The sequence below is a fragment of the Rhodoferax sp. P1_F3 genome, assembly GCF_056405715.1.
The window spans coordinates 196432-221964 of record NZ_JBFUBO010000001.1 but is presented as its reverse complement, the minus strand read 5'-3'; the positions used below and the strand labels follow the sequence as shown (position 1 = coordinate 221964).

At 62.6% G+C, this 25533-nt stretch carries 22 protein-coding genes; 7 read left to right on the top strand and 15 right to left on the bottom strand.

Features of this window, described 5'->3' with window-relative positions; translation table 11 throughout:
• Positions 1–4: 4 nt before the first annotated feature.
• From uraD to AC1DZ5_RS01115, 3 genes are read right to left on the bottom strand one after another with little or no spacing between them, the layout of a single operon-like run.
• Positions 5–1816, bottom strand: coding sequence for a 2-oxo-4-hydroxy-4-carboxy-5-ureidoimidazoline decarboxylase (uraD, locus tag AC1DZ5_RS01125; protein ID WP_477885191.1), 1812 nt, complete (start codon positions 1814–1816; stop codon positions 5–7).
• A 5-nt stretch (positions 1817–1821) separates the two neighbouring features.
• Positions 1822–2760 (bottom strand): allantoinase PuuE, encoded by a 939-nt coding sequence (gene puuE, locus AC1DZ5_RS01120; protein ID WP_477885189.1) that lies wholly within the window; start codon positions 2758–2760, stop codon positions 1822–1824.
• Positions 2757–3398, bottom strand: coding sequence for a GntR family transcriptional regulator (locus AC1DZ5_RS01115; protein ID WP_477885187.1), 642 nt, complete (start codon positions 3396–3398; stop codon positions 2757–2759). Before AC1DZ5_RS01115 ends, puuE begins: the two co-directional genes overlap by 4 nt.
• Before the next feature lie 66 nt (positions 3399–3464).
• Here AC1DZ5_RS01115 and uraH point away from each other — a divergent pair, with 66 nt between their 5' ends.
• Complete coding sequence (uraH, locus tag AC1DZ5_RS01110; protein ID WP_477885185.1) at positions 3465–3830, top strand: hydroxyisourate hydrolase; 366 nt, start codon at positions 3465–3467, stop codon at positions 3828–3830.
• 8 nt (positions 3831–3838) lie between these two features.
• Here uraH and AC1DZ5_RS01105 read toward each other — a convergent pair whose 3' ends face one another.
• Positions 3839–4378, bottom strand: a complete 540-nt coding sequence (locus AC1DZ5_RS01105; RefSeq protein ID WP_477885183.1) for an energy transducer TonB — start codon at positions 4376–4378, stop codon at positions 3839–3841.
• A gap of 89 nt (positions 4379–4467) precedes the next feature.
• Between AC1DZ5_RS01105 and xdhC the strand changes: the two genes are divergently transcribed.
• The 3 genes from xdhC (at position 4468) to AC1DZ5_RS01090 (ending at position 10177) form a co-directional block, all read left to right on the top strand.
• Positions 4468–5277 carry a xanthine dehydrogenase accessory protein XdhC gene (gene xdhC / locus AC1DZ5_RS01100; protein ID WP_477885181.1) on the top strand — a complete coding sequence of 270 codons (810 nt, stop codon included), beginning with the start codon at positions 4468–4470 and terminating at the stop codon, positions 5275–5277.
• 12 nt (positions 5278–5289) lie between these two features.
• Entirely contained in the window at positions 5290–6522 is a 1233-nt protein-coding gene (locus tag AC1DZ5_RS01095; protein WP_477885179.1) for a urate hydroxylase PuuD, read from the top strand.
• A 625-nt stretch (positions 6523–7147) separates the two neighbouring features.
• Positions 7148–10177 (top strand): RelA/SpoT domain-containing protein, encoded by a 3030-nt coding sequence (locus AC1DZ5_RS01090; RefSeq protein ID WP_477885177.1) that lies wholly within the window; start codon positions 7148–7150, stop codon positions 10175–10177.
• 518 nt (positions 10178–10695) lie between these two features.
• On the opposite strand, the gene AC1DZ5_RS01085 is transcribed toward AC1DZ5_RS01090, so the two are convergent.
• The 10 genes from AC1DZ5_RS01085 to AC1DZ5_RS01040 form a co-directional block, all read right to left on the bottom strand.
• A complete protein-coding gene (locus tag AC1DZ5_RS01085; protein ID WP_477885175.1) occupies positions 10696–11322 on the bottom strand; it encodes a LysE family translocator in 627 nt (208 codons plus the stop codon).
• A 35-nt stretch (positions 11323–11357) separates the two neighbouring features.
• Entirely contained in the window at positions 11358–12245 is an 888-nt protein-coding gene (locus AC1DZ5_RS01080; protein ID WP_477885173.1) for a 2-hydroxy-3-oxopropionate reductase, read from the bottom strand.
• A 23-nt stretch (positions 12246–12268) separates the two neighbouring features.
• Positions 12269–13051 carry a 2-dehydro-3-deoxyglucarate aldolase gene (gene garL / locus AC1DZ5_RS01075; RefSeq protein WP_477885171.1) on the bottom strand — a complete coding sequence of 261 codons (783 nt, stop codon included), beginning with the start codon at positions 13049–13051 and terminating at the stop codon, positions 12269–12271.
• Positions 13052–13078: 27 nt separating this feature from the next.
• A complete protein-coding gene (garD, locus tag AC1DZ5_RS01070; protein ID WP_477885169.1) occupies positions 13079–14644 on the bottom strand; it encodes a galactarate dehydratase in 1566 nt (521 codons plus the stop codon).
• Between the two features lie 7 nt (positions 14645–14651).
• Positions 14652–15611, bottom strand: coding sequence for a Bug family tripartite tricarboxylate transporter substrate binding protein (locus AC1DZ5_RS01065; protein WP_477885167.1), 960 nt, complete (start codon positions 15609–15611; stop codon positions 14652–14654).
• 38 nt (positions 15612–15649) lie between these two features.
• Positions 15650–16942 (bottom strand): TRAP transporter large permease, encoded by a 1293-nt coding sequence (locus AC1DZ5_RS01060; RefSeq protein WP_477885165.1) that lies wholly within the window; start codon positions 16940–16942, stop codon positions 15650–15652.
• Positions 16933–17421, bottom strand: coding sequence for a TRAP transporter small permease (locus AC1DZ5_RS01055; RefSeq protein ID WP_477885163.1), 489 nt, complete (start codon positions 17419–17421; stop codon positions 16933–16935). Before AC1DZ5_RS01055 ends, AC1DZ5_RS01060 begins: the two co-directional genes overlap by 10 nt.
• 63 nt (positions 17422–17484) lie before the next feature.
• Complete coding sequence (locus AC1DZ5_RS01050; protein ID WP_477885161.1) at positions 17485–18453, bottom strand: TRAP transporter substrate-binding protein; 969 nt, start codon at positions 18451–18453, stop codon at positions 17485–17487.
• Between the two features lie 20 nt (positions 18454–18473).
• A complete protein-coding gene (locus AC1DZ5_RS01045) occupies positions 18474–19391 on the bottom strand; it encodes an SMP-30/gluconolactonase/LRE family protein (protein ID WP_477885159.1) in 918 nt (305 codons plus the stop codon).
• 7 nt (positions 19392–19398) lie between these two features.
• Positions 19399–20226, bottom strand: a complete 828-nt coding sequence (locus AC1DZ5_RS01040; RefSeq protein WP_477885157.1) for an NAD-dependent epimerase/dehydratase family protein — start codon at positions 20224–20226, stop codon at positions 19399–19401.
• An 85-nt stretch (positions 20227–20311) separates the two neighbouring features.
• Between AC1DZ5_RS01040 and AC1DZ5_RS01035 the strand changes: the two genes are divergently transcribed.
• A complete protein-coding gene (locus AC1DZ5_RS01035; protein ID WP_477885155.1) occupies positions 20312–21091 on the top strand; it encodes a FadR/GntR family transcriptional regulator in 780 nt (259 codons plus the stop codon).
• 61 nt (positions 21092–21152) lie between these two features.
• Positions 21153–22505 (top strand): glucarate dehydratase, encoded by a 1353-nt coding sequence (gene gudD, locus AC1DZ5_RS01030; RefSeq protein WP_477885153.1) that lies wholly within the window; start codon positions 21153–21155, stop codon positions 22503–22505.
• Here gudD and AC1DZ5_RS01025 read toward each other — a convergent pair.
• On the bottom strand, positions 22502–23938 hold the full coding sequence (locus tag AC1DZ5_RS01025; RefSeq protein WP_477885151.1) for an 8-oxoguanine deaminase: 1437 nt from the start codon (positions 23936–23938) through the stop codon (positions 22502–22504). The two genes, gudD and AC1DZ5_RS01025, sit on opposite strands and share 4 nt — an antisense overlap.
• A gap of 182 nt (positions 23939–24120) precedes the next feature.
• Between AC1DZ5_RS01025 and AC1DZ5_RS01020 the strand changes: the two genes are divergently transcribed.
• Positions 24121–25461, top strand: coding sequence for a glycerate kinase type-2 family protein (locus tag AC1DZ5_RS01020; protein ID WP_477885772.1), 1341 nt, complete (start codon positions 24121–24123; stop codon positions 25459–25461).
• Positions 25462–25533: the final 72 nt, after the last annotated feature.

The window sequence follows — 25533 nt, the reverse complement described above, 5'->3', positions numbered from 1 at the left end:
GGTCTCAGGCTTGCGCAGCCAGTTGTTCGAGCAAATGGGAGAAGGCGTCGACGGCGAGTTGCATGTCGTCGCTGGTGCTGGATTCCAGCGGGTTGTGGCTGATGCCGGAGTTCAGGCCGCGCACAAACAGCATGGCCTGCGGCATGACGGTGTGCAGCTTCATGGCGTCGTGGCCCGCGCCGCTGGGCATGCGGTGCAGGGGCACGCCCAGGGCGGCCACGGCTTGCTCCCAGCGCTGTTGCCAGGCGGGCGCGCTGGGTGCGGCGCTGGCCTGCATGGTTTGGGTCAACGTGAGGTGCACGCCACGCCGCTCGCACAGCGCTTGCAGGCCAGCGCGCACATCGGCGTCCAACGCATCGCGCTGCGCGTCCGACGGCGCGCGCAAGTCCAGAGAGAACTGGCAGCGCCCGGGGATCACGTTGATGGAGCCATGGGGCACGTTGAGGATGCCCACGGTGCCTACCGAGTCACCATCGCGCGCGGCGCGTTGTTCCACCAGCAGGATGAGTTCGGCCACAGCAGCTGCGGCATCGCGCCGCTGGTCCATGGGCGTGGTGCCGGCGTGGCTGGCCATGCCGATGACTTCGCCCACATAACGTACGCTGGCGTTGATGGAGGTGACTACACCCAGAGGAATGTCCAGCGCGTTGAGCACCGGGCCCTGTTCGATGTGCACTTCCACAAAGCCTTGGTAGTCCGCCGGATTGCGGCGGATGGCCGCAATCGCGTTCATGTCCAGCCCGGCATGCGCCATGGCGTCGCGCATGGCAATGCCGTCGGCGTCCACCTGGTCCAGCCACGCCGGGTCAAAGTCGCCGGTCAGCGCGCCCGAGCCTAGGAAGGTGGCCTTGTAGCGCTGGCCTTCTTCTTCGGCAAAGCCCACCACCTCCAGTGCGTAAGGCAGGCGTTGGCCCTGGGCCTTCAGCGCTTGCACGCACGCCAGCGGTACGTAGATGCCCAGGCGGCCGTCGTACTTGCCGCCGTTGCGCACGGTGTCATAGTGGCTGCCCGTCAGCAGGGTTTTAAGTGTTTTAGGGCTCTGGCCCACGTCGATATTGCGCGACCAGCTATCACTTTCATAGCGTCCCACCACATTGCCCACCGCGTCGACGACGGCACTGTCGCAGCCTGCCGCCAGCATGTCGGCCTGAATCTGGCGCGCGCAGGCGCGGTGCGCGTCGGTCAGGTAGGTGACGGTGAGTTGGCCCAGTTCGGCGTAGCCGGGGTCGGTGTGCTGGGCCAGCGCTTCCTGCCAGTCCCACACCTGGTGGCCCTGGGTGGGCACATAGCCAAACTTGTCGTTGAGGCGGATCTCGGCAATGCGGTGCACATTGCGGAGGCATTCGGCCAGTTCAAACTCGGGGTGCCCTTGCACGCGGCGTTCCAGCGTGGCAATGATCTCGGCCTTGGACAGGCCGATGCCGCGCGGGCCGCGCACCGCCAGGATGAAGGGGAAACCAAAGCGCGCGTTGTACTGTGCGTTGAGCTGCTGGATCTTGTCGAACTCAGCCGGCGTGCAGTGGGTCAGGCCCGCCTTGCTTTGTTCGTTCGTACTCTCGGCCGTCAGGTTTTTGTCCACCATGGCCTTGCCAGCCAACTCGGGGTGGGCACGCAGGAGTGCCAGCTGCGCATCGCGCCCGCCATTCGCCACCTCCAACACCATGGCGTGTTTGAGCTGGGCCAGCGAGACAAAAGGGCGCTTGGCCAGGGCCGCACGCGCAATCCAGGGTGAGTGTTCGTAGAGGCCGTCCAGCAGCGCGGCGGCGTCATCCAGCGTGGCGCGGTTGAGTTGGTCCAGGGTGATTGGTGTCGGCATGGTGTTCACCCGGCGTAAGGATGGGTGGCTTTCCAGTGCCGCGCAATGTCGATGCGCCGCGCCACCCACACGCGTTCATGCTGGGCTATGTGGTCCAGAAAACGCTGCAGCGCGGTGATGCGGCCTGGGCGCCCCAGCAGGCGGCAGTGCATGCCGATGCTCATCATCGATGGGCGTTCGTCCCCCTCGGCGTACAGCGCGTCAAAGGTGTCCTTGAGGTATTGGAAGAAAGGGTCGGCGTGCGAATAGCCCTGGGGCAGGGCGAAGCGCATGTCATTGCAGTCCAGCGTGTAGGGCACGATGAGCTGGGGCACTACGCTGCCATCGGTCTTTTGCACCTTCATCCAGAAGGGCAGGTCGTCGCCGTAATAGTCGCTGTCGTACGCAAAGCCGCCGTAGTCGGCCACCAGGCGGCGCGTGCGCGGGCTGTCGCGGCCGGTGTACCAGCCCAGCGCGCGCTGGCCGGTGAGCTTTTCGATCGCGGCCATGCCCAGCTGCATGTGTTCGCGCTCGGTGGCTTCGTCCATATTTTGGTAGTGGATCCAGCGGTGGCCGTGGCAGGCGATCTCATGGCCCAGCTCTACCAGGCGACGCGTCAGCTCGGGGTGGCGTTCCAGCGCCATGCCCACGCCAAACACGGTCAGTGGCAGGCCGCGCTTCTCAAACTCGCGCAGGATGCGCCACACGCCGGCGCGTGAGCCGTATTCGTAAATGCCTTCCATGCTGATGTGGCGGTCCGGGTAGCTGGCGGGGTTGAACATCTCAGACAGAAATTGTTCGGAGCCCGCGTCGCCATGCAGCACGCTGTTTTCACCGCCCTCTTCGTAGTTGAGAACAAACTGCACGGCCACGCGGGCCTGGCCTGGCCATTGCGCATGCGGCACGTGTTCGCCATAGCCAATCAGGTCGCGGGGGTAGGGCTGGGTGCTGTCGTAGGTGGTCATGGTGTGGCAGTCGGTGTGAGGGTCAGGGCGGCTTCGACGTTATGCAGGTGCGCGTCCATCAGTTGCAGGGCCAGGGCCTCGTCGCGCGCTTCCAGTGCGTCCACGATAGCGGTGTGTTCTTCGTGCGAATGTTCGGCCGCCGCGCTGGACTGGTACATCAGCGTGATCAGCGCGCAGCGCGAGAGCAGGTCCATCAGCAGCAAGGCCAGCACCTCGTTGCCCATGAGCTGGGCCAGGCGCACGTGAAAGTCACCCAGCAGCTCGGTGCGGCTGGTGATGTTGCCTTCGCGGACGGCCTGCTGTTCCTGGACGATGTGGGCACGCAGCGCCTCAATGTGGTGGGGAGTGACGCTGGGGATGAATGCACGGAGCATGCCCGCTTCCAGCATGCGGCGCACCGCAAACACCTGGCGCGCTTCGGCCACAGAGGGGGCCGAGACAAACGCCCCGCGCGCAGGCTCCATGCGGATCAGCCGGTTTTGCGAGAGCTGGAACAGCGCCTGGCGGATCAGCGTGCGCGACACGCCGAACTGGTCGGCCAGCTTTTGTTCCCCCAGTTTGGCGCCGGGCTGCAGCCGGTGCTCCACGATGGAGCGGGTGATGGCCTCGACGATGAAACTGGTGGTGGTGGGCTCCATGCGGCCATGATACCGAGAATGCCGAAAAGTGTATACACTTTGGATTTTCAGCAAAGGGGCAGCGCCATGGGCTTGAGCACACACGTACTGGACACCATGCACGGCACGCCCGCAGCAGGCATGACCGTGGCGCTGTACACCACCCAGGCCGGCCCGCAGGGCGACACCGCCACGCTGGTGAAAAGCTTTGTGCTGAACGCCGACGGCCGCAACCCCGACGGCCCGCTATACGACAACGCGAGCTTGAAGACGGGCACCTACCGGCTGGTGTTTGATGTGGCGGGCTACTTCAAGGCCCGCAACGTGGCCTTACCCGAACCGAATTTTCTGAACCAGGTGAGCCTGGACTTTGGTGTGGCCCATGTGGACCAGCACTACCACGTGCCGCTGCTGGTGAGCCCGTGGAGCTACTCGACCTACCGGGGCTCTTGAGTCCTGGTTTAGAGCTGACCTTCAGTCAAGGTGTCGAGTTGAAAACGCCCACTCTTGTGCCACAACCAGGTGTCGGTGTAGGTCACCTTGCCCATCCGCACCGGAGCAGGGAAGGGCGCGGCCATGCGCACCGAACGTTCAATTTCCGCCATCACCTCGGGAACATGGCTGGGTGCGCGCATCCACCGGATGTCCGTCACATAGCCCTGGCGGTCAATGTCCACCTGCAGCACGCCCACGGCGTACAGCAGGGGCGGCAGCTTGCCCGACCAGATGCGATCCGTGTTGCGTGCATAGAGGTGGGTAGCGGCGTCGCGCCGGTAGTCACGCGGCGACAAGGCCTGCGACACCAGCAGGGGAATATCCTGTGGGGGCGGAACAATCACAACGGGAGCGGATGGTGGTGTGGGGGCGGTGGCCACAGGGGGCGGTGCTTCACGCTTGGTGGCACAGCCAGCCAATATGCTGGCCAGAGCGATGCCAGCGCTCCAGGCCAACCAGGTGCCGCGCTTCCAACGGGGGGCGCGGGCGGTGTTGTTCAATTCCATCATGGGTCTCCAATCGGGTCTGTGCCCGCGTGCTGTGGAGCAAATTATGGCCCCGATTGGATGCATGTTTGCGACAAAGGTATCTGTTTGTGAACGCCCTGCAGTCCCTTGCCAGCGTGCTGCGGCAAACCGATGCCGTGCTGGTCTGCGTGCAGTCCAGCCGCGGCTCGGTGCCGCGCGAGGCCGGCGCCTGGATGGCCGTGTACGCACAGGGCACGGTGGGCACGGTTGGCGGTGGGCGTCTGGAGCTGGACGCGATTGCGCAGGCGCGTAACCTATTGTTGCAAAGCCCGGCGCCCGCGCCGCACACCGAGCGTTATGCGCTAGGCCCCAGCCTGGGGCAGTGCTGCGGCGGCGAGGTGCATTTGCAGTTTGAGCGCGTGGGCGTTGCCGACATCCCTGCGCTGCAGCAACGGCTGCGCCCGCCACATTGGCCTGTGGCGCTGTTTGGTGGTGGCCATGTGGGCCGCGCGCTGGTGCAGGTGCTGGGCACCTTGCCCATGGATGTGCGATGGATCGACAGCCGCGACGAAATATTCCCCGACCCGGTGCCTGAGACCGTGCAGTGCGAACACTCCGACCCGGTGCAGGGCGCGGTGGCCACGCTGGCGCCGCAGTCCTGCGTGCTGGTCATGAGCTTCAGCCATGCCGAAGACCTGGACATCGTGGCCGCCTGCCTGACGCGCCAGCGTTCGCAGGGCGATCTGCCCTACATCGGCCTGATCGGCAGCCGTACCAAATGGGCGACCTTTCGCAAGCGCCTGCAGGCGCGCGGATTTGCCGACGCCGAGTTGGACCACGTCACCAGCCCCATCGGTGTGCCCGGCATTGCCGACAAGCGCCCCGAGGTGATTGCGGTGGCCGTGGCGGCCCAACTCTTGCAAGTGACATCAATCTAGGAGAACCCCCGCATGGAAAGCTATTTACTCGACTGGGCCAACCTGCTGTTGCGCTGGGTGCACGTCATCACCGCGATCGCCTGGATCGGCTCTTCGTTTTACTTCGTGTTTCTGGACAGCAGCCTCACGCCGCCTGAAGACGAAGATTTGAAGAAGCAGGGCGTGAGCGGCGAGCTCTGGGCCGTGCATGGCGGCGGCTTCTACCACCCGGTGAAATTCGCCAGCGCGCCGCCCAAGCTGCCGGCGCACCTGCACTGGTTTTACTGGGAGAGCTACAGCACCTGGCTGACCGGCTTCTCGCTGTTCACCGTGTCCTACTTGTGGAATGCGGGCACCTACCTGATCGACAAGTCCGTCATGAACTGGTACCCGCACGCGGCCATCGCTGTGGCCATCGGGTTCCTCGTCGTTTTCTGGTTGGCGTATGACGTGATCTGCCGCTTGTTCGGTCAGCGTAAAAACGGCGATGCCATCGTCGGTCTGGGTGTGGCTGTGCTGGTGTGCATCGCGTCGTGGCTGGCGTGCCACTGGTTTGCCGGGCGCGCGGCCTTCCTGCTGGTGGGCGCCATGATGGCCACCACGATGACGGCCAACGTGGCGCACTGGATCATCCCGGGCCAACGCAAGATGGTGGCCAGCATCAAGGCCGGGCTGCCGGTGGACCCCATCCACGGCTGGCGTGGCAAGCAGCGCAGCGTGCACAACACCTACTTCACGCTGCCCGTGCTGTTTGCCATGCTGAGCAACCACTACAACTTCACCTACAGCCACACGCAGAACTGGCTGGTGCTGATCGTCATGATGTTTGCGGGCGCCGCCATTCGCCAGTTCTTCGTGCTGCGCCACGGCTTCAAGCTGGGCCGCAACGGCCACCCCTGGCCCTATGCGCTGGCCGGCGTGGTCGCCATTGTGGGCGCGTTGGTCTGGCTCAAGCCTGCGCCACCTGCACAAGGTGCTATTAATTCAGGAGCTACTGGCGCAGTGGAAACGGGGGCTACAGCCCAATTTGGCTATAAAGAGCTGCAGCCCATCCTGGCCCAACGCTGCTATATGTGCCATGGGGAGGCGGTGCAGATGAAGAACGTGCGCCTGGACTCCCCCCAAGGTGTGGCCGCCCACGCGCAAGCGGTGTACCAGCAGGCTGTGGTCACCAAGATCATGCCCATGAACAACGCCACCAACATCACCGAGGCCGAACGCGAAGTAATTGCGCGGTGGTTTGAGGCGGGAGCGAAGGTCGACTAAGGCCTCGGCGTGGTGTCGCCCTGTTGGGCTGGTCACTTCATCGGTTTGATGCGCACTGGAAACACTGGTTACCGACCACCGTGCAGGCCAATTGCCAGTAGTTCGTCTAAAGAGCTGCATCGGACTAACCAATTCGCCTATATCAGTGGCCGACTGGGTTGCGATGGAAGCAGACTTTGCCCTGATGCATCGGTGGTTCGCCTTGGGGCCAGTTGTTGTCGGTCACGAATGACCGCTGTGGAGCCACCAAATTTCAAGTAAGCGAGATGCCTGATACCCTACCGCAACGGGCACCCGCTTGGTGCCCAAAGGGGGCGCTCAAACTGCCACAGGCTGTGACCGCTCTTCTGGGGTGAGCCGACATCGGACTGCCTCGGCACTTTCGCCTGCGACGCTAGACGCCCTGAACGGCACAACGTCTGTCAGTTCAGCTGGGGGCTACAGCCCAATCCATGATGTATGCACCGCTGCGGAGACGAGTCAGACAACCAATATGGGCCCCATACCTAGTCTGGTCGCTACCTGCCCGACATCGTCGTGATAATCGGAGGGGCGGTGAATGTCTCCTGGTGGCTCGCCGACCAGCCGCAACGCCTTGGAATGCAGTCAAATGGATGGGGATCGGATGAACTTCGAACACTATGAGCGCCAGGGGCTGGCGGCCTATGCATCCCTTGCAGGGACTGTTGCCACCATCCTGGTGGCCGCGATTGAACGCGAAGGTGGCTACCGGCTGCAGCAGGTGGCCAAGCGGGCAAAGAGTCCAGCCTCGTTGCAAAAGAAGCTGCAGGACCGTCTGATCGAGGGCACCACGAACCTTGAGACGGACATCAAGGATCTGGCGGGCTGTCGCCTCGTTTTCTATACCAACAGCGACGTCACTCGGTTCATGAACTCAGGCGTCATCGACCAGAACTTCGAGGTTCTAGAGGTCAAGCTCCATCATCCTCGGAGAGACGCAGAGGATGCCTCAGACCTCTACATCTCCAATCACTACCTGGTAGCTCTCCGTTCCGAGCGGGTGGCGCTGCCGGAATACGCTTCGTTCGCGGGCATGCGATGTGAGGTTCAGGTGCAAACCATCCTCAACCATGCGTGGGCGGAGATGGCGCATGACACCATCTACAAAGCGCCGGAGCTTGGCGAGTTCGGTGCCAAACAATTCGATAGCATCAAGCAACGATTACGCAGGGTCGCGCGCAAGTACCTTCTCCCTGCCGGTTACGAGTTTCAACAGATTGCACAGGATTTCAAGCGGCTCGTTGATGGTAAAGATCTCTTTGATGGAGATGCACTGGAGGCCGTCGTTCACGCGGAGGACAACAACGCACGTGCAAAAGCGCTTGAAACGTTTTCGGAAAGCGTTCTCCCTTTCTACGATGATCTGGAGAACGTGTACCCGCATGTGGTCGAGCGGCTCGTTGTAGCTGCCGATGTCGCTCGCGTAACGCGGCCGATCGCAATAGAAACGCCATACGGTGAGATTCCCGCCAAGACCTTTGCTGACATCGTTTCGGCAATCGCTAAGGTCCTGACGCGCTATCGGTACATCGACATAGAGGCCACGTTCGACGCGCTCCGAACTCTCTATGGTTGGGCATCCGACGAGGTCGAGAGAAAGCCTCTCATTGAACTCGGCAAATCACTCGCCAGGCACCACATGGAGGTCTGGCGCACGCACGGTCCGGCGGCGCAGGCTGTTCTTGTCGACAGCATTCACCAACTTGGTGATGACGAGCGGCGCGGTGCGGTGAAACTCCTCACCGCAATGCTGAGCGAGGTACTTGGTGCCGAGGTGACTGGCACCACGAACACTTCCAATGCCGTGACCTTTCATCGCGGAACGGTGGTAGCCTCCGACGCGCTTCGCGACACTCGGAAGAAGGCGCTTGACCTCTTGAAGTATCAATTCGCATTGAGCGAGGACGAAGCGGAACGCCGAGACGTGCTCTTCGCGCTGCAGGCCGCCACTCGCCCTGCGATGGGAGGCGGCTACAGCAACGCGCTTGCCCGCCTTGTTATGGACGACACCTGCTCCATCATTTCCTTTGAGGCAGAGGTTGCTCCCACGCTCGGCCTGTCTCTCAGGCAAGCTACCGAGACACGAGTGCATCGCAACTATCGGATGTACATCAAACTACCCGAAGGCATGCGCGAAGACGAGAATCTTGTCGCAGGGCAAGCTAATGTGAAGGCCGCAGCGATTGCCTTTCGTGATGCCGTCAATGCCGATCCGGACTTCGTCGCCTTCAAGACGCTAGTCGGGTTCGACTGCGTGTATCCGCCCGCATGGGAAGACGACGCCTTTCAGTACGCCGAGGTCGAAGCATATCGGACCCAGCAGGTGACTGCACTTCTGGCGTCCGTCAACGCTGACAGCGCCGACGAGTGGTTCCACAAATTAAATCGCTACGCGAGCATCGAATCCGACGATGCTGCGACCTTCCCCGTATTTGGGAGGTTTATCGCTAAGCTCTCCGAAGAGCAACCGGCAACAGTGTTGGCCTACATCGACAAGATAGATGGACCGCTAGGCAAATTTCTGCCTGGCATGTTGGCAGGGCTCTTTGTGAGCGCTCGGCGAGAGGACGGGCTTGCCAGGGTCAATGGCTGGCTGGAAGAGGGTCGGTATGTCGACGACATCACATGGTTCCTCCGGTCAGCGGACCCGTTCGATGAAGCGTTGCTACTCCGCGCAGCACAAAGCGCGCTCAGGCATAGCAACTCACGAGGAGTGCGCAATGCGCTACTCGCCTGCGCAGACCAATACAACAAGCATCCGGGAACGCTCATCGAGCGAGTATTTCTTCCAGCACTTCGCTACCTGTCTGAAGCTCGTGACTTCAGTTGGTTGCGCATGCCCTGGGTGACGTGGATGAACAGGTCCATCATCGAGGCGCTCGACGAACAACAAGCAGATGTTGTGCTCGATGCGTTGCTCCCATATCCCCACCTCGAATACGCCTGCGAAGACATCGCGGTGTCCATCGCTAGGCGGTGGCCAGGGCGTGTCATCGACTTTCTCGGGCGGCGGCAAGCCTTCAAGTTGACGGGCCAGGCACCAGAAGGGTACGACGCGGTCCCCTTCAGCGTTCACGACCTTCAAGGCCCACTCGCTGCGGTGCCCGACCTCATGCTAGCGGGGGCACGCCGGTGGTTCGACGCGGATTCGCTGCACTTCTCCTTTGACGGCGGAAGGCTGCTGGCATCTGTGTTCCCAGACTTAGCCAATGGCCTTAGCGAGAGGCTTTCCCAAGTCATTGCAAATGGGAACAAAAACGACCTTGCCTTCGCGCTCGCTGTCCTGTCAGCCTTTGAAGGCAAGGAGGTCGTCTATGACCACGTCCGAAGCATCGTGGCTGCGATAGAGGTCGAGAGCCCTTTGTTCAACCAGGCGAAGTACGTACTGCAAGAGTCGGGCGTGGTCTCCGGCGAGTTTGGATTCGCGGATCTGCATGCCCAACGCAAGGCCTTGCTAGAGCCATGGCTCCGGGACGAGAGCGAAACTGTAAAGGCTTTTGCCGCCTTGCAAATTCACTATCTCGACCAGCGGATCGCCGCTGAGGTTAGGTCAGCCGAGGCGTCGATTGCATTGCGCAGACTGAGCTACGGCGAGGAATTGGATGAAGTCGAAGAGCTCACGCCGAAGGCATGACTATGCGGTGCGTGACACTTCAATCAAGACCATTTTTTTTCCTCGATTCTTAGACCTCCGAACGACCGATCTTGGATTCAAGGAGTCAGCCGGGCCCCGCAGATGGCTGTCTGCTTGTGGTCGTCACTCGACGACCACTTTGAAGATCTGTCATCCCGTTAGCGGTCATCGACTACGAAATGGCATCGCACCTCGGATGGCGGCTATCAGGCGTTGATTTCGACGACCACAACGTCAGGTATGGGTCGATTGTCGATGTCGAATCAGCCGCATGAGACGACTGCTTTCAGTCTGAAATCAATTGCCGTCGCTCAGTGAAACAGAAGGTCCAATCCTCACGCAGATACCGAGGCGGGCAGTGGCATTGGAATAGGCGCTTGTCTTGGACGGGTCTTATTCGATGAGGATTGGGGGTAAAAGTGGGCCATAGCCCCCGCAGATCATGCGCGAGTAGCTATAAAATAGATAGCAACTATCGGGTGTGCTATCTGTCGTGCCTGTATTTAACTTAGAAAGCCCTAACGCTGCGCCGTCGCCAGCCGCAGCGCCAAGCCCACAAACACCACGCTAGCCACGCGGTTCAGGATGCGTTGCGCGCGCAGCGATTGCTTGAACACCTGGCCAAAGCCGGCGGCAAACCAGGCAATGGTGCTGAAGGTCAGCAGTGCCGCCAAGATGAAGACGCCGCCCAGCATGCTGATCTGTAGCGCCATATTGCCCTGCTGCGGGTCGGCAAACTGCGGCAAGAACGCCAGGAAGAAAATTGCCACCTTGGGGTTGGTGAGGTTCATCAGCACGCCGCGGCCAAAGGTTTGCGCCGCAGTCATGGGGGGCGAGGTGTCGCTGTCCATGATGCCCACGGGCGCACGCCAGGCACACCAGGCCAGCCACAGCAAGTAGCCCGCGCCACAGAGCTTGAGCACGGTGAATGCCATGGCCGAAGCGGCAAACACGGCGGCCAGGCCCAGCGCCACGGCAGCCGTGTGAAACAGCAGGCCGCTGCACAGACCCAGCACCACCAGCAGGCCCGCGCGCCGCCCATGCACTGCAGAGTGCAGCAGCACAAACACGTTGTCCGGGCCGGGTGACAGGGTCAGCAGCACCGAAGCGCCGAAGAAGGTAAGGATGGTGTTCAGGGTAGGCATGGGCTACATCCTACCGGGTCACCGGCCGCGGGGCGTCAGGCCTTGGCGACTTCGTGTGCGCCCATGATCTCCAGGGCGCGCACCAGGGCAGAGTGGTCCAGATTGGCCATGCCATTGGCAGCACACACCTGCATCAGTTGCGCAGCACCAGCGGTTTGCGGCAGAGCCAGGCCTAGGGCCTTGGCGCCGTTCAGGGCCAGGCCCAAATCTTTCTGGTGCAGCCCAATACGGAAGCCCGGGTTGAAGGTGCGCTTGACCATGCGCTCGCCATGCACTTCCAGAATGCGCGAGGCGGCAAAACCACCCATCAGCGCCTGGCGCACCTTGGCGGGGTCGGCACCGGCCTTGCTGGCAAACAGCAGGGCTTCGCCCACTGCGGCAATGTTCAGCGCCACGATGATCTGATTGGCCACCTTGCAGGTTTGGCCGTCACCATTGCCACCCACCAGCGTGATGTTCTTGCCCATCAGTTGCAGCAAGGGCAGCAGCTTGGCGAAGGTCTCTTCGGACGCGCCCACCATGATGGTCAGGCTGGCCGCCTTGGCGCCCACTTCGCCGCCCGAGACGGGGGCATCCATGTACTGGCAGCCCAGCGCGTTGATCTTTGCCGCAAAGGCCTTGGTGTCCACGGGCGAGATGGAGCTCATGTCCACCACGGTCTTGCCTTGGCTCAGACCCGCGGCCACGCCGCCCTCACCAAACAGCACGGTTTCTACGTCTGGTGTGTCGGGCAGCATCAGGAAAATGATGTCGGCCTTTTGCGCTACCTCTTGCGCGCTGGCGCAGGCGTGGCCGCCCGCGTCCAGCAAGGGCTGCGGCACGGCGCTGCGTGTGTTCAGGTAAACGGTGTGGCCCGCGGCCAGCAGGTGGCCGGCCATGGGGGCGCCCATGATGCCCAGGCCGATGAATCCGAGTGTGGTCATAGTCGTGTGGTGAAGATAAAAAATTAAGCGGCGTAACGGTCTTTGAGGGCTTGGGTGGCCGAGCGGAACACGCCCAGGTCACTACCCACGGCCACAAAGGTTGCGCCCATGTCCATGTAGCGGCGTGCGTCGGCCTCCACGGGCGCCAGGATGCCCGTGGGCTTGCCGTGGGCCTTGGCCTGGGCAAACACGTGGGCGATGGCCTCTTGCACTTCCGGGTGGGCAGCGTTGCCCAGGTGGCCAAAACCAGCGGCCAGATCGGAGGGGCCCACAAACACACAGTCCACACCGGGCAGCGCTGCAATCTCGCCGCTGGCGGCGACGCCCGCACGGCTCTCGATCTGCACGGCAACGCACATATGCTGGTTGGCTTCCTGGAAATAGTTGGCCACCGTGCCATAGCGGTTGCTGCGCTGGGACACCGATACACCGCGTATGCCCTCCGGTGGGTAGCGCGTGGCGGCCACAGCGCGCCGTGCTTCGTCCGCGCTTTGCACAAAGGGAATGAGAAAGTTGTAGAAACCCGCATCCAGCAGACGCTTGATTTCCACCTCGTTGTTGCTGGTGGGGCGCACAAACGGCGCGCTCACGCTGTCTTTTAGCGCCATGAGCTGGGGCACAAAGGTGATCACGTCGTTGGGCGAGTGCTCGCCGTCCATCAGGATCCAATCAAAGCCGGCCACGCCTAGCACCTCGGCGGTGATGGGGCTGGCCAGCGACGACCAGCAGCCGATCAGGCGTTTGCCGGCCAGCAGGTCTTTCTTGAACTGGTTGGGGAAAGGGCGGTAGGGAGTGGGGTAGGTCATGGCATAGCCTTTGGGTAATCGGTTCGGTCAGGTAATGGGGGCCGGGTTGAACAGCACCAGTGCGTTGTGCAGCTTCCAGTGTTCGGCCCAGGTTTTTTTGCGTCCGCTGGCAACTTCCAGCATCAGGTGGAACAGTTCCCAGCCCACATCGGCAATGCTGGCTTCGCCATCGGCAATGCGGCCCGCGTTCACATCCATCAGGTCGTGCCAGCGGCGGGCCAGGTCGGTGCGCGTGGCCACCTTGATGACCGGCACCTCGGCCAAGCCGTAGGGCGTGCCACGGCCGGTGGTGAATACATGCAGGTTCATGCCCGCTGCCAGCTGCAGCGTGCCGCAGATGAAATCGCTGGCGGGTGTGGCAGCGTAGATCAGCCCCTTGTGCTGCAGCTTCTCGCCCGGTGACAGCACGCCGCTGATGGGCGCCGTGCCGGACTTGATGATGGAGCCCATGGCTTTTTCAACAATGTTGGATAAGCCGCCGGCCTTGTTGCCTGGCGTGGTGTTGGCGCTGCGGTCAGCCTGGCCACGGCCCAGGTAGGCGTCGTACCAGGCCATCTCGCGCGCCATGGCATCGGCTATCTCGGGCGTGGTCGCGCGCGCGGTCATCTGCTCCACCGCGTCGCGCACTTCGGTGGTCTCGGAAAACATCACCGTGGCACCGGCGCGCACCAGCAGGTCGGTGCAAAAGCCCACCGCGGGGTTGGCGGTCACGCCCGAGAACGCATCGCTGCCACCGCACTGCACACCCACCACCAGTTCGCTGGCGGGAATGGTTTCGCGCTGGCGGGCGTTGAGCCGCTCCAAGTGCGGCACGGCCGAGGCCAGCACCGAATCAATCATGGACATGAAGCCCACATGCTTCTCGGCCTGCAGGCACACCACATCGAGGGCCTCATTGGCTTGCAAGGGGATGCTGCCAGGTGGCAGCAGGCGCTCGGGCTGCAGCTTTTCGCAGCCCAGGCTGACCACCATCACTTCGCCGCCAAAGTTGGGGTTCTTGCTGATGTTGCGCAGGGTGCGGATCGGGATGATGGCGTCGGGCGCATCAATGGCCACGCCGCAGCCGTAGCTGTGTTCCAGGCCAATCACGTCGTCTACATTCGGATAGCGCGGCAGCAGCTCGGCCTTGATGCGTTGCACCGCAAAATCCACCACACCCGCTACGCATTGCACGGTGGTGGTGATGGCCAAGATGTTGCGCGTGCCCACCGAACCATCGGCGTTGCGGTAGCCCTCAAAGGTGTAGCCCGTCAGCGGCTCGGCGTTCCATGCGGGGGCCGTGGATTGCGGCAGGTCGGCAAGCGAACGCGCCTCAGGCATGTGCAGCAGGCGCTCGTGCACCCAGGCACCTGCGGGGATGTCTTTCAGCGCGTAGCCAATCGGCACGTTGTAGCGCAGCACCGCAGCGTCTTTGGCAATGGCCACCAGCGCTACTTTGTGGCCTTGCGGCACACGGTCCACCAGCACCAGGCCGTCGGGCAACACGCTGCCCACGGCCAGACCGCCATCGTTGACCACAATGGCCACGTTGTCCGCCGCATGCATTTGGATGCTGCGTGGTGTTTCCATGCTCGGGCTGGGTGACGAAGACATAGGGTGGTTAATCCGCCTTGATGTTGCGGGAGGTGATCAGCTTCTGCCAGCGCGCGTATTCCAGGGCCTGGAAGGCTGCAAACTGTTCTGGCGTATTGAGTACCAGCTCAAAGCCCAGTTCCTGCAGCTTGGGAGCCACGGAGGGGTCTTTGATCGCCGCCACTGCCGCATCCAGCAGACGCTTCTTCACGTCGGCGGGAAGCCCCCGGGGAGCGGCCAAGGCTTGCCAGGAGTTCACGTTGGCATCCTTCACGCCACTTTCTTCCAGCGTAGGTACATCCGGCAGCAGCGGCGAACGCTTGGCACTGGTGATGGCCAGCGCCCGCAACTTGCCAGACTTGATCTGCGGCATGGCGGTGTTGATGTTCATGAACGACGACTCCACCTGGTTGCCCAGCAGGTCGGTCATCACCGGGCCACCCCCCTTGTAGGGGACGTGGACACCGCTGGTGCCGGTCTGTTGCCAGAACAGTTCGGCAGTGAGGTGGTCACTGCTGCCGTTGCCCGAAGAGGCAAAGCTCATCTTGTCCGGATTGGCTTTCAGGTAGGTAATCACTTCGGCCACAGATTTCCGCTCGGAGGCTGCGGGCACCACCAGCACATTGGGCGCCTGCACCGCGATCGTGATCGGGTCCAGATCCTTCAGCGCGTCGTAGTTCACCTTGATCAAATGGGGCGCAATCACGAAGGGGCCCAAGGAAGAGACCAGCAGCGTATGGCCATCGGCTGGCGCACGTGCAACGTATCCGGCCCCGATGGTGCCGGTGGCGCCCGCCTTGTTGTCCACGATGAAGGTAACGCCGCCACCCATCTTTTCGGCCATTTTGGTCGAGAGAATGCGCGCGATCTGGTCTGTGGAGCCCCCCGGTGGAAATGGCACGACCAGCGTGATGGGCTTGTCGGGCCAGGCCATGGCACTCAGGCAGGTGCCAGTCGCTAGCAGCAAAGTGATCAGTTGCTTTTTCATACGGTTTCTCCAGAGTCAAGACGTCGGACGCGTTTCTGTCAGTGCAGGATCAGGTTGGGCAACCACAGCGAGAAAGCGGGCACATAGGTCACCAGTGCCAGGCAGGCCAGCAGCGCGCCATAGAAGGGCCAGATGGAACGCATGACCTCGCCGACTGAGATGCCACCAATTGCACACCCCACAAACTGCGTGGTGCCCACCGGTGGTGTGTTCAGGCCCAGGGCACAGTTGATGAGGATCAGCACGCCAAACTGCGAGGGGTCCATACCAAACTTCTGTGCAATTGGCAAAAAGATGGGCGTGCAGATCAGCAACGTGGGGGCCATGTCCAGGAAGGTGCCTAGCAGGAACAGCACGACGTTGATCATCAGAAAGATCATCCACGGCGTTTGGGTGACACTGCTCATCAGATCGCCCGTGCGTTCGGGCACGGAGTACATCGCCAGGAAGTAGCCAAAGGCGTTGGAGATACCGATCAGAAACAGCACGACACCGGTGGTCTTGCAGGCCTTGGCGCAGGACTTGATGAAGTCCTCCCACGACAGCGAGCGGTACACAATGCCTGTGATCACCAACGCCCACAGCACCGCAGTCGCAGCAGATTCGGTGGCCGTGAACACGCCCGTCAAAATGCCAGTGAGGATGATGCCCACGACCAGCAGGCCAGGCAGTGCGGCGACAAAACTGTTGCCCACTTCCTTCCAACCGGAGAAAGCACCGCGGGTGGGGTAACCACGCTTGATGGCAACTCCGTAGGCGGCCAGCAGGTTCAGACCGGTAAGCAGCAATGCGGGGACGATGCAGGCCATGATCATGCCGAGCACGCTGACGGATGCAATACCCGCGGTAGCCAGGGTGTACAAAATCAGGTTGTGGCTAGTGGGCATCAGCGCGCCGACCAAGGAGGCATGTGTGGTCACGTTCACCGCATAGTCGGTGTCATAACCCTCCTTCTTCATCAGCGGAATCATCACCGAACCCATGGCGGACACATCGGCCACGGGCGAACCTGCAACGCCGCCAAACAGCGTGCAGCCCAACACGTTGGACATGCCCAGGCCACCGCGTACATGACCCACCAGACTATTGGCAAAACGCACGATGCGCTGCGCAATGCCGCCGTGCAGCATCAGTTCACCCGCGAAGATGAAGAAGGGGATGGCCAGGAAGGAAAACACTTGCATGCCTCCCACCATCTTTTGAAACACCACAGCGACTGGCAGGCCGGCACTGACGATGGTTGCCACAGAGGACAGACCCACAGCGAAGCCCACAGGCACACCGATCAGCAGCAGCACGCCGAAACTCACACCCAAAACAATCAGTTCCATGCCGGCACCACTTCCTTGCCCTGAATCAGGGCGATCACATGTTCAATCGTAAAAAGCACCACCAGCACGCCAGCGATGACGAGGGGCACGTAGTCCATGCTGGACGGAATGGCCAGCAAGGGTTTTTGGTCGTTCCATTTCAAGACGGCCCAGATGAAGCCGTTGTAGGCCATGAGGGCGCCGAAGATGCCCACCAAAATGTGGATGAGGATTTCCAGTTTCAGGCGCATGCGTTCGGGCAGCAGGCTGATGATGGAGTCCATGCCGATGTGGCCAGCGTCACGCACGCCCACCGCCACGCCCAGTGCGGTGATGTAGAGCACCAGTAGCAAAGCCAATGCTTCGGCCCAGGTGGGGGTGTCGTTGAAGATGTAGCGCCCGATCACCTGGTATTGCACGCAGGCGATGAGCACGATGAGACCAGCCACCGCAAGCATCAGGCTGAGCTTGGAGAGGGTGGCACAGAAGCGGGTATACATGAACAGCTCCGGTGAAGAGGAAAAACTTCCCGCTCATTGAGCGGGAAGTTGAGGAGACACGGCTTATTTCGTGTCTTGAACGGCTTTCACCAGACGCTTCATGTCGGGCGTGTTGGCAAATTTGTCGTAGACCGGGCCCATCACATCCTGGAAGGACTTCTTGTCCACTTCCACGATCTCCGTTCCGGCGGCCTTCACCATGTCGTATTCCTTTTTCTCGTAGGCGGCCCAGGCCTGGCGGTTGAAGGGAACCGACGCCTTGGCCGCAGCGCGGATCTGGTCTTGCTCAGTTTTGCTCAGCTTGTCAAAGATGACCTTGGAGAACAGCAGCACCTCGGGGGCCATGGAGTGCTCGGTCTTGTTGTAGTACTTGGCTGCTTCATAGTGGCGACTGCCCGAACCATAGGAGGGATAGTTGTTTTCAGCGGCGTCAATAATGCCGGTTTTGAGGGCGGTCATCACTTCACCAAAGGGCATGGGAGTGGGGTTGGCGCCCATGGCGGCTGTAAGTGCCACCCACAGGTCGGACTGCTGCACGCGAATCTTCATGCCCTTGGTGTCGGCCACCGACTTGATGGGCTTCTTGCTGTAGATAGAGCGTGCGCCAGAGTCGTAGTAGGCCAACAGCACGAAACCTTGGGATTCGCAGTCCTTGGCGATTTCGTCGCCGATGGGGCCGTCCAACACTTTGTGCAAATGGTCCACTGAGCGGAACAGGAAGGGCAGCACCGGGATATTGGTCTTGGCGCAAATGGAGTTCATCGGGCTGATGTTCACGCGGACCATGTCCAGCGCGCCGATCTTCACCTGATCGATGGTTTCCTTTTCGGTGCCCAGGGCGCCCTTGTTGAACACCTTGATGCTGTCTTTGCCGCCGGTGGATTTCTTGAGCTCATCACTCATGAATTTCACAGCAGTGACGGTGGGGTATTCGTCCGAGTTGTGGATGTCAGCCGACTTGAACTCGGTGGCGTAGCTGGCCATGCCAATGCTGGCCAGCAGTGTGGCGATAAGGGTGGGTACCAGTTTCATGATGTCTCCTGTGGATGGTTTTAGTGGGATGGAACGGGAACGGGAAATTGGGTGAACAGGGGCTCGGCCCGCCCTTGCACGCCGGGCTCCAACACCAGCACTGCACCGTCCAGCGTGGCGTCGAAGCCGGGGGCGGGTTGTGCAGGCTGGATGGAGGTGACAAACAGGTGCCGCAGTTCGGGGCCGCCAAACGCGCACATGGCAGGCTTGCTGACGGGCAGGGCGATGGACTGCAGCAAGGCGCCCGCAGGGCTGAAGCGGTGCACCTGGCCGGCGTCGTTGCCGCAGATCCAGTAGCAACCCTCGGCGTCCACCGCCGCGCCATCGGGGCGGCCGGGCAGGGGCTTCATGTCTATCCATTCGGTCTGCGGGCCCCAGGTGCCGTTGGCGCTGTCAAATGCATGCGTCCAGATTGTCTGGCGGCTGGGGTGGGAATCCGAGAGGTAGGCGGTGCGCCCATCGGGGCTGAAGGCCATGCCATTGGGCGTGATGTACCCCTGTAGCACCGGGCCACGCAGGCCTTGCGTGTCCAGGCAATAGATGCCTCCAGCAGGGCTGGCCAGCGACATGTCGCGCACCATGGTGCCAATCCAGAAACGACCCTGCGCATCGCAGCGGCCATCGTTGAAGCGCATGCCGGGCTGCGGGTGGTCCACGGTGGCCAGGCACGTTACGCGGGCCATGGGGGCGTCTTGCAATTCCACCTCGTAGATGCCGCTTTCCATCGCGGCAATCACGGTGCTACGGTTGCTCAGCGCAATGCAGCCCACGCGTTCGGCCAGAGTCCAGCTGCTTTGCGTGCGGCTGGCCCAGTCCAGACGGTGGATGCGCTGGCCTTCAATGTCCACCCAGTACAAGGCCTGCGCCTGCACCGACCACACGGGCGATTCGCCCACGCGGTCGCGTGCGGTGCTGATGGTAATGGCGGCTGTGCTCATGGTTGGCTTACTTGCCAGCCTTGTGGGCGGTCATGGGCTCGCCCTGGAACAGAAATCCGCCACCCTGGTAAATAGCTGCAGGGTCGGTAATGTCGGGTTGTGGCGTGCGGGCATAAATGGCCTCGCGAAACGGGTCTGAACTGTCTTGCGGCACATAGCCCACATGGTGGGCTGCGCTGTTGTCGTACCAGACTACGGCGTTGTCGGACATGCCAAAGATGGCGGTGTGGCCCAGGATGGGCGTGGTCAGGCAAGCGGTTACCAGGCGGTGCAGGTCATCAAAGCTGAGCCAGCTCGCCAGCATGCGGCGGTCTTTGGGCTCGGCAAACGAGGAGCCAATGCGCACGCAGGCCGTTTCGATGCCATAGCGGTCAAAGTACATGCGCGACAGGTCTTCACCAAACGCCTTGCTCACGCCATACAGGCTGTCGGGGCGGGCAGGGTGGTCCAGCGTGATGGTTTCGCTTTGCTTGTAAAAACCGGTCACATGGTTGGAACTGGCAAACACCACGCGCTTCACACCATGTTTGCGTGCGGCCTCGTACAGGTTGTAGACGCCCAGAATGTTGGCTTGCAGGATGGGCTCGAACGGACCTTCGACGGAAATGCCGCCAAAGTGCACGATGGCCTGCACGCCCTTCACCATGGCTTCTACGGCCATGGCATCGGCCAGGTCGGCCAGCATCACTTCTTCGCCTGCACGTGCGGGGCCAAAATCTGCACGGTCAGAGAGGCGCAGCACTTCGCAATTGGCCTTCAGGCGGTCCCGCATTGCCGTGCCCAAACCGCCTGCTGCGCCGGTCATCAGCAAAGTGTGGTGTACTTTGATGGTCATGAAATTTATCGCTGCCTTGTCAGTTGTATGTTGTCTGATGTGTTAAATTGTCAACACCTGTTCCAACCGAGTCAAGGGCTTTTCCATGGACCTAGTGCAAACCCCTAGAGCCGCTGTCGCGCAACCGTCGCCTGCCGATGCAGGGGATACGCCGCGTCCGCGCCGTGCCCGTGGGCTGGTGCAAGAAGTGGTGGAAAGTCTGGCCGCCAGCATCCGCGAAGGCGCGATTCAGCCGGGCAATAAATTGCCCACCGAGTCCGAAATCATGGCCCGCTATGACGTGAGCCGCACCGTGGTGCGCGAGGCCATTTCACGCCTGCAGGCCAACCGCCTGGTGGAAACACGGCACGGCGTGGGCACCTTTGCGCTGGCGCCGCAGAGCAGTGGCAACTTCCAGATTGCCGATGTCGACTTTGCCACCATTGCCGACGTGATCGCCCTGCTGGAGCTGCGTATCAGCCTGGAGACAGAGGCCGCCGGCCTGGCTGCCCAGCGCCGCACCGATGCCAATCTGCAAGCCATGCAAGCCACGCTCGATGCGTTCCAGACCTCCATTGAAGAGGACTCGGACGCCGTGCCTTCGGACTTCAGCTTCCACATGGAAGTGGCCAGAGCAACAGGCAACCGCCACTTTGCCGACCTCATGACCTACCTGGGCACCATGATCATTCCGCGCACCCGGGTGAACACCGCCAGCAGTGCGCCCGAAGGCCGGCTGAACTACCTGCGCCGTGTGCATGGTGAGCACGAATACATCTTCAACGCCATTCGCAACCAGGACGCCGATGCCGCTCGCGCGGCCATGCGCACGCACTTGGCGAACAGCAAAGACCGCCTGCGAAAGTCGCAACCCGACGCGGTTTAGTTGTATGATGTCTGACTTGTAGGGGTGCCGTGTCGAGCGCCTCGCTGAGGAGACTTAATCCATGACTACCCCCCAGTCTGGCGCCACGCAACGCGCCCCCACCATCACCGCCCTGCAAGTCATTCCCGTCGCGGGCCATGACGGCATGCTGATGAACCTGAGCGGTGCGCACGCCCCGTTCTTCACCCGCAACATCGTCATCCTGACTGACAGCAGCGGCAACACCGGCGTGGGCGAAGTGCCCGGCGGCGAGAAGATTCGCCAGACCCTGGAAGACGCCGCCGCCCTGGTGGTGGGCCAGCCCATCGGCAACTACAACGCCATCCTCAACCGCATGCGCGAGGCCTTTGCGGCGCGTGACAGCGGTGGGCGTGGTCTGCAAACCTTTGACCTGCGCATTGCCATCCACGCGGTGACGGCGGTGGAAAGCGCGTTGCTAGATTTGCTGGGCAAGTTCCTGAACGTGCCTGTGGCGGCCCTCCTGGGCGACGGCCAGCAGCGCGACAGCGTGGCCGTGCTGGGTTACCTGTTCTACGTGGGTGACCGCAGCAAGACCGACTTGCCCTACGCCAGCGAACCCGACCAGGCTGACGACTGGAAACGCCTGCGCCACGAAGAAGCCATGGACGCCGAGGGCGTGGTGCGCCTGGCCGAGGCGGCCTATGCGCGCTACGGCTTCCAGGATTTCAAACTCAAGGGTGGCGTACTGCGCGGCGAAGAAGAAGTGGAGGCCATCCGCGCGCTGCATGCACGCTTCCCGCAGGCCCGTATCACGCTGGACCCGAACGGCGGCTGGCTGCTCAAGGACGCGGTGCGCCTGTGCCGCGACCTGCATGGCGTGATGGCCTATGCCGAAGACCCGTGTGGTGCCGAAGGTGTTTTCTCCGGCCGCGAGGTGGTGGCCGAATTCCGCCGCGCCACCGGCCTGCCCACGGCCACCAACATGATCGCCACCGACTGGCGCGAGCTGGCGCATTCGCTGGCGCTGCAGTCGGTCGACATTCCGCTGGCCGATCCGCATTTCTGGACCATGCAGGGCTCCGTGCGCGTGGCCCAGGTCTGCCAGACCTGGGGCCTCACCTGGGGCTCGCATTCCAACAACCACTTCGATGTGTCGCTGGCCATGTTCACGCATGTGGCTGCCGCCGCACCCGGCAAGGTCACCGCCATCGACACGCACTGGATCTGGCAAGACGGCCAGCGCCTGACCAAGGCGCCGCTGCAGATCGTGGGTGGGCAGATTGCCGTGCCCACCACGCCCGGCCTGGGTGTGGAGCTGGACATGGCGGAAGTGGAGAAGGCTCACCAGTTGTACCTGCAGCATGGCCTGGGCGCGCGCAATGACGCCATGGCCATGCAATACCTGATTCCGGGCTGGGCGTTTAACCCCAAGAGCCCCTGCCTGGTGCGCTAGGTCGCGCTGGCTGCCAGCTGCAACGCGAGCCGGTTGTGCCGCTCCATCAGCGGGCCCAGGTCCACGGTGTCCAGATGCCCTTCGCGCACCACTACTTGGCCGTTGACCACGGTGTAGTCCGCCTGTGGGCTGGCGCACAGCAGCAGGCTGCCTACGGGGTCGTGCACGGCACCACCGGCAAAGCCCAGTGTGTCCAGGTCAAACAGCACCAGGTCGGCGCACATGCCCGCGGCCAGGTGGCCAATGTCGCTGCGACCCAGCACCTGCGCGCCACCGCGTGTGGCCACGCTCAGCGCATCGCGCGCCGTCATCTCGGCCGGACCCAGGTCGCAACCAAAGAAAGTTTTGCCGTCGCGCACTTCAGGCGGCTGCATGGCGCGGCCCACGCGGGCCAGCAGCAGGGCCTGGCGCGCTTCGTTGACCATGTGCGCCGCGTCGTTGCTGGCGCTACCGTCCACACCCAGGCCCACCGGCACACCCGCATTGAGCATCTTGCGCACGGGCGCAATGCCGCTGGCCAGGCGCATGTTGCTGCAGGGGCAGTGCGCCACGCCGGTGCGGCTGGCAGCAAACAGGCTGATGCCCTCGTCGTCCAGCTTCACGCAGTGCGCGTGCCACACGTCATGGCCCAGCCAGCCCAGGTCTTGGGCGTACTGGGTGGGTGTGCAGCCAAACTTCTCTTTGGAGTACGCCAGGTCGTGGTCGTTCTCGGCCAGGTGGGTGTGCAGGCGCGCGCCGTACTGGCGAGCCAGCAATGCAGACTCGCGCATCAGGTCGCGGCTCACGCTAAAGGGAGAGCAGGGCGCCACGGCCACGTTCAGCATCGAGCCGTGCGATGCATCGTGGTACTGCTCAATCAGACGCTGCGTGTCTTTGAGGATGAAGTCTTCGCGCTCCACCACGCGGTCCGGCGGCAGGCCGCCTTGGCTTTGCCCCACGCTCATGCTGCCGCGCGTGGCCACAAAGCGCATGCTGATCTCGGCGGCAGCTTCGATGCTGTCGTCCAGCCGCACGCCGTTGGGGTAGATGTAGAGGTGGTCGCTGCTGGTGGTGCAACCACTCAGCAGCAACTCAGCCATGGCAATCTGCGTGCTTACCTGCACCATCTCGGGCGTCAGGCCAGCCCAGATCGGGTACAGCCCGCGCAGCCAGCCAAACAGCTCGGCGTTCTGCACCTCGGGTATCGCCCGCGTGAGGCTCTGGTACATGTGGTGGTGCGTGTTCACCAAGCCCGGCGTTACCAGGTGGTGGCAGGCGTCGATCACCTCGTCGGCTTGCAGGGCCTGCGGGGGCAGGTCGGCGGTGGCGCCGATGAACGCGATGCGGTTGCCTTCGATGTAGATGGATGCGTCGCGCAGCTCGGTGGCGTGCGCGGGGTTGGTGTTGTCGAACGTCGCGATAGCGCAAGCGTTGTGGATCAGCAAAGTGCCCATGTGAAAGTTTCTCCGTCAAACAAGTCGCCCACCTGCAAGGGTGGGTCCTGTCGAGGCCGAATCCCGCTGGCGGGCTGCAAGAGCCACCAGAGGCGAGCACCACGTTGCCGAGCATCCCGGGCTGTGCTTGCGCGAAGCGCCCCCGAATTTTGCCTCAAGTACCATGGAATAAAACGATGACCATGCCAAACCACACCACCCACTTCTCCGATCTGGAGCCCCGCGAACTGCTCACCCAGCTCTATTGGGCCGCCGTGCGCCAGGCCTTGCCCAGCCACACGCTGGCCGGATTTTTACCCCCGGTGCCCAAGGGCCGCACGCTGGTGCTGGGCGCCGGCAAGGCGGGCGGCGCCATGGCCCATGCGCTGGACGCGTTGTGGCCGCAAGACGCTCCCATGTCAGGGCTGGTGGTCACGCGCTACGGCCACACCCCACCGCGCCCGGCAGACGCCGCGCCCCAGCGCATCGAGGTGGTGGAAGCCGCCCACCCGGTGCCCGATGCTGCGGGCCTGGCCGCCGCCCAACGCATCCTGGCGCTGACTGAGGGCCTGACCGAAGACGACCTGGTCATCTGTCTGATCTCGGGCGGCGGCTCTTCGCTGCTGACCTTGCCAGCGCCCGGCATCAGCCTGGAAGACAAACAACGCATCAACAAGATGCTGCTAGAGAGCGGCGCCAGCATCCAGGAGATGAACTGCGTGCGTAAGCACCTCTCCGCCATCAAGGGTGGGCGTCTCGCGGCGGCTTGCCATCCGGCGCAGGTAGTGACACTGCTCATCAGCGATGTGCCGGGTGACGACCCCAGCGTCATCGCCAGCGGCCCCACCGTTCCAGACCCCACCACCTGCGCCGATACGCTATCAATATTGAAGCGCCTTGCGCATATTTCACGGGGGCTAGAGGATGATTTCATTCTGAAAGCACTGGAAGACGGAGCCCTGGAGACCCCCAAACCCGGCGACCTGGTGTTTGCCCGCAACCAGGTGCACCTGATTGCCACACCGCAGCAGTCGCTGGAAGCCGCCGTCGCTGCCGCGCGTGCCATGGGGTTGACGGCCCACATCCTCAGCGACGAGATGGAAGGCGAATCGCGCGAGGTGGGCAAGGTGCATGCCGCCTTGGCCCGGGCTGCAGCCCAGCGTGGCGAGCCATTTGCCCGTCCCTGCGTGATCCTCAGCGGTGGCGAGACCACGGTCACCATCCGCCCGCGCCGCGAGGGCGCCACCAAAGGCCGCGGCGGCCGGGCCGGAGAATTCTGTATGGGCCTGGCCCATGCGTTGCAAGGCCAAGCCGGTGTGTGGGCACTGGCGGCCGACACCGATGGCATTGACGGCGTGGAAGACAACGCCGGCGCCTTTGTGGCGCCCGACACCCTGGCGCGTGCCAAAGCCGCTGGCACGTCGTTGGCGGACTGTCTGGACCGCAATGACGCCGTGGGGTTCTTTGCCCCCCTGGGGGACCTGTTCACCACCGGGCCCACCCACACCAATGTGAACGACTTCCGGGCGTTGTTGTTGCGCTGAAGGCCCCGCGAGGGCCGGCCCGGTCTGCGCAAAGCTTGATATGCCTCAAGGTGCCGGGCACCAAGGCGCGGC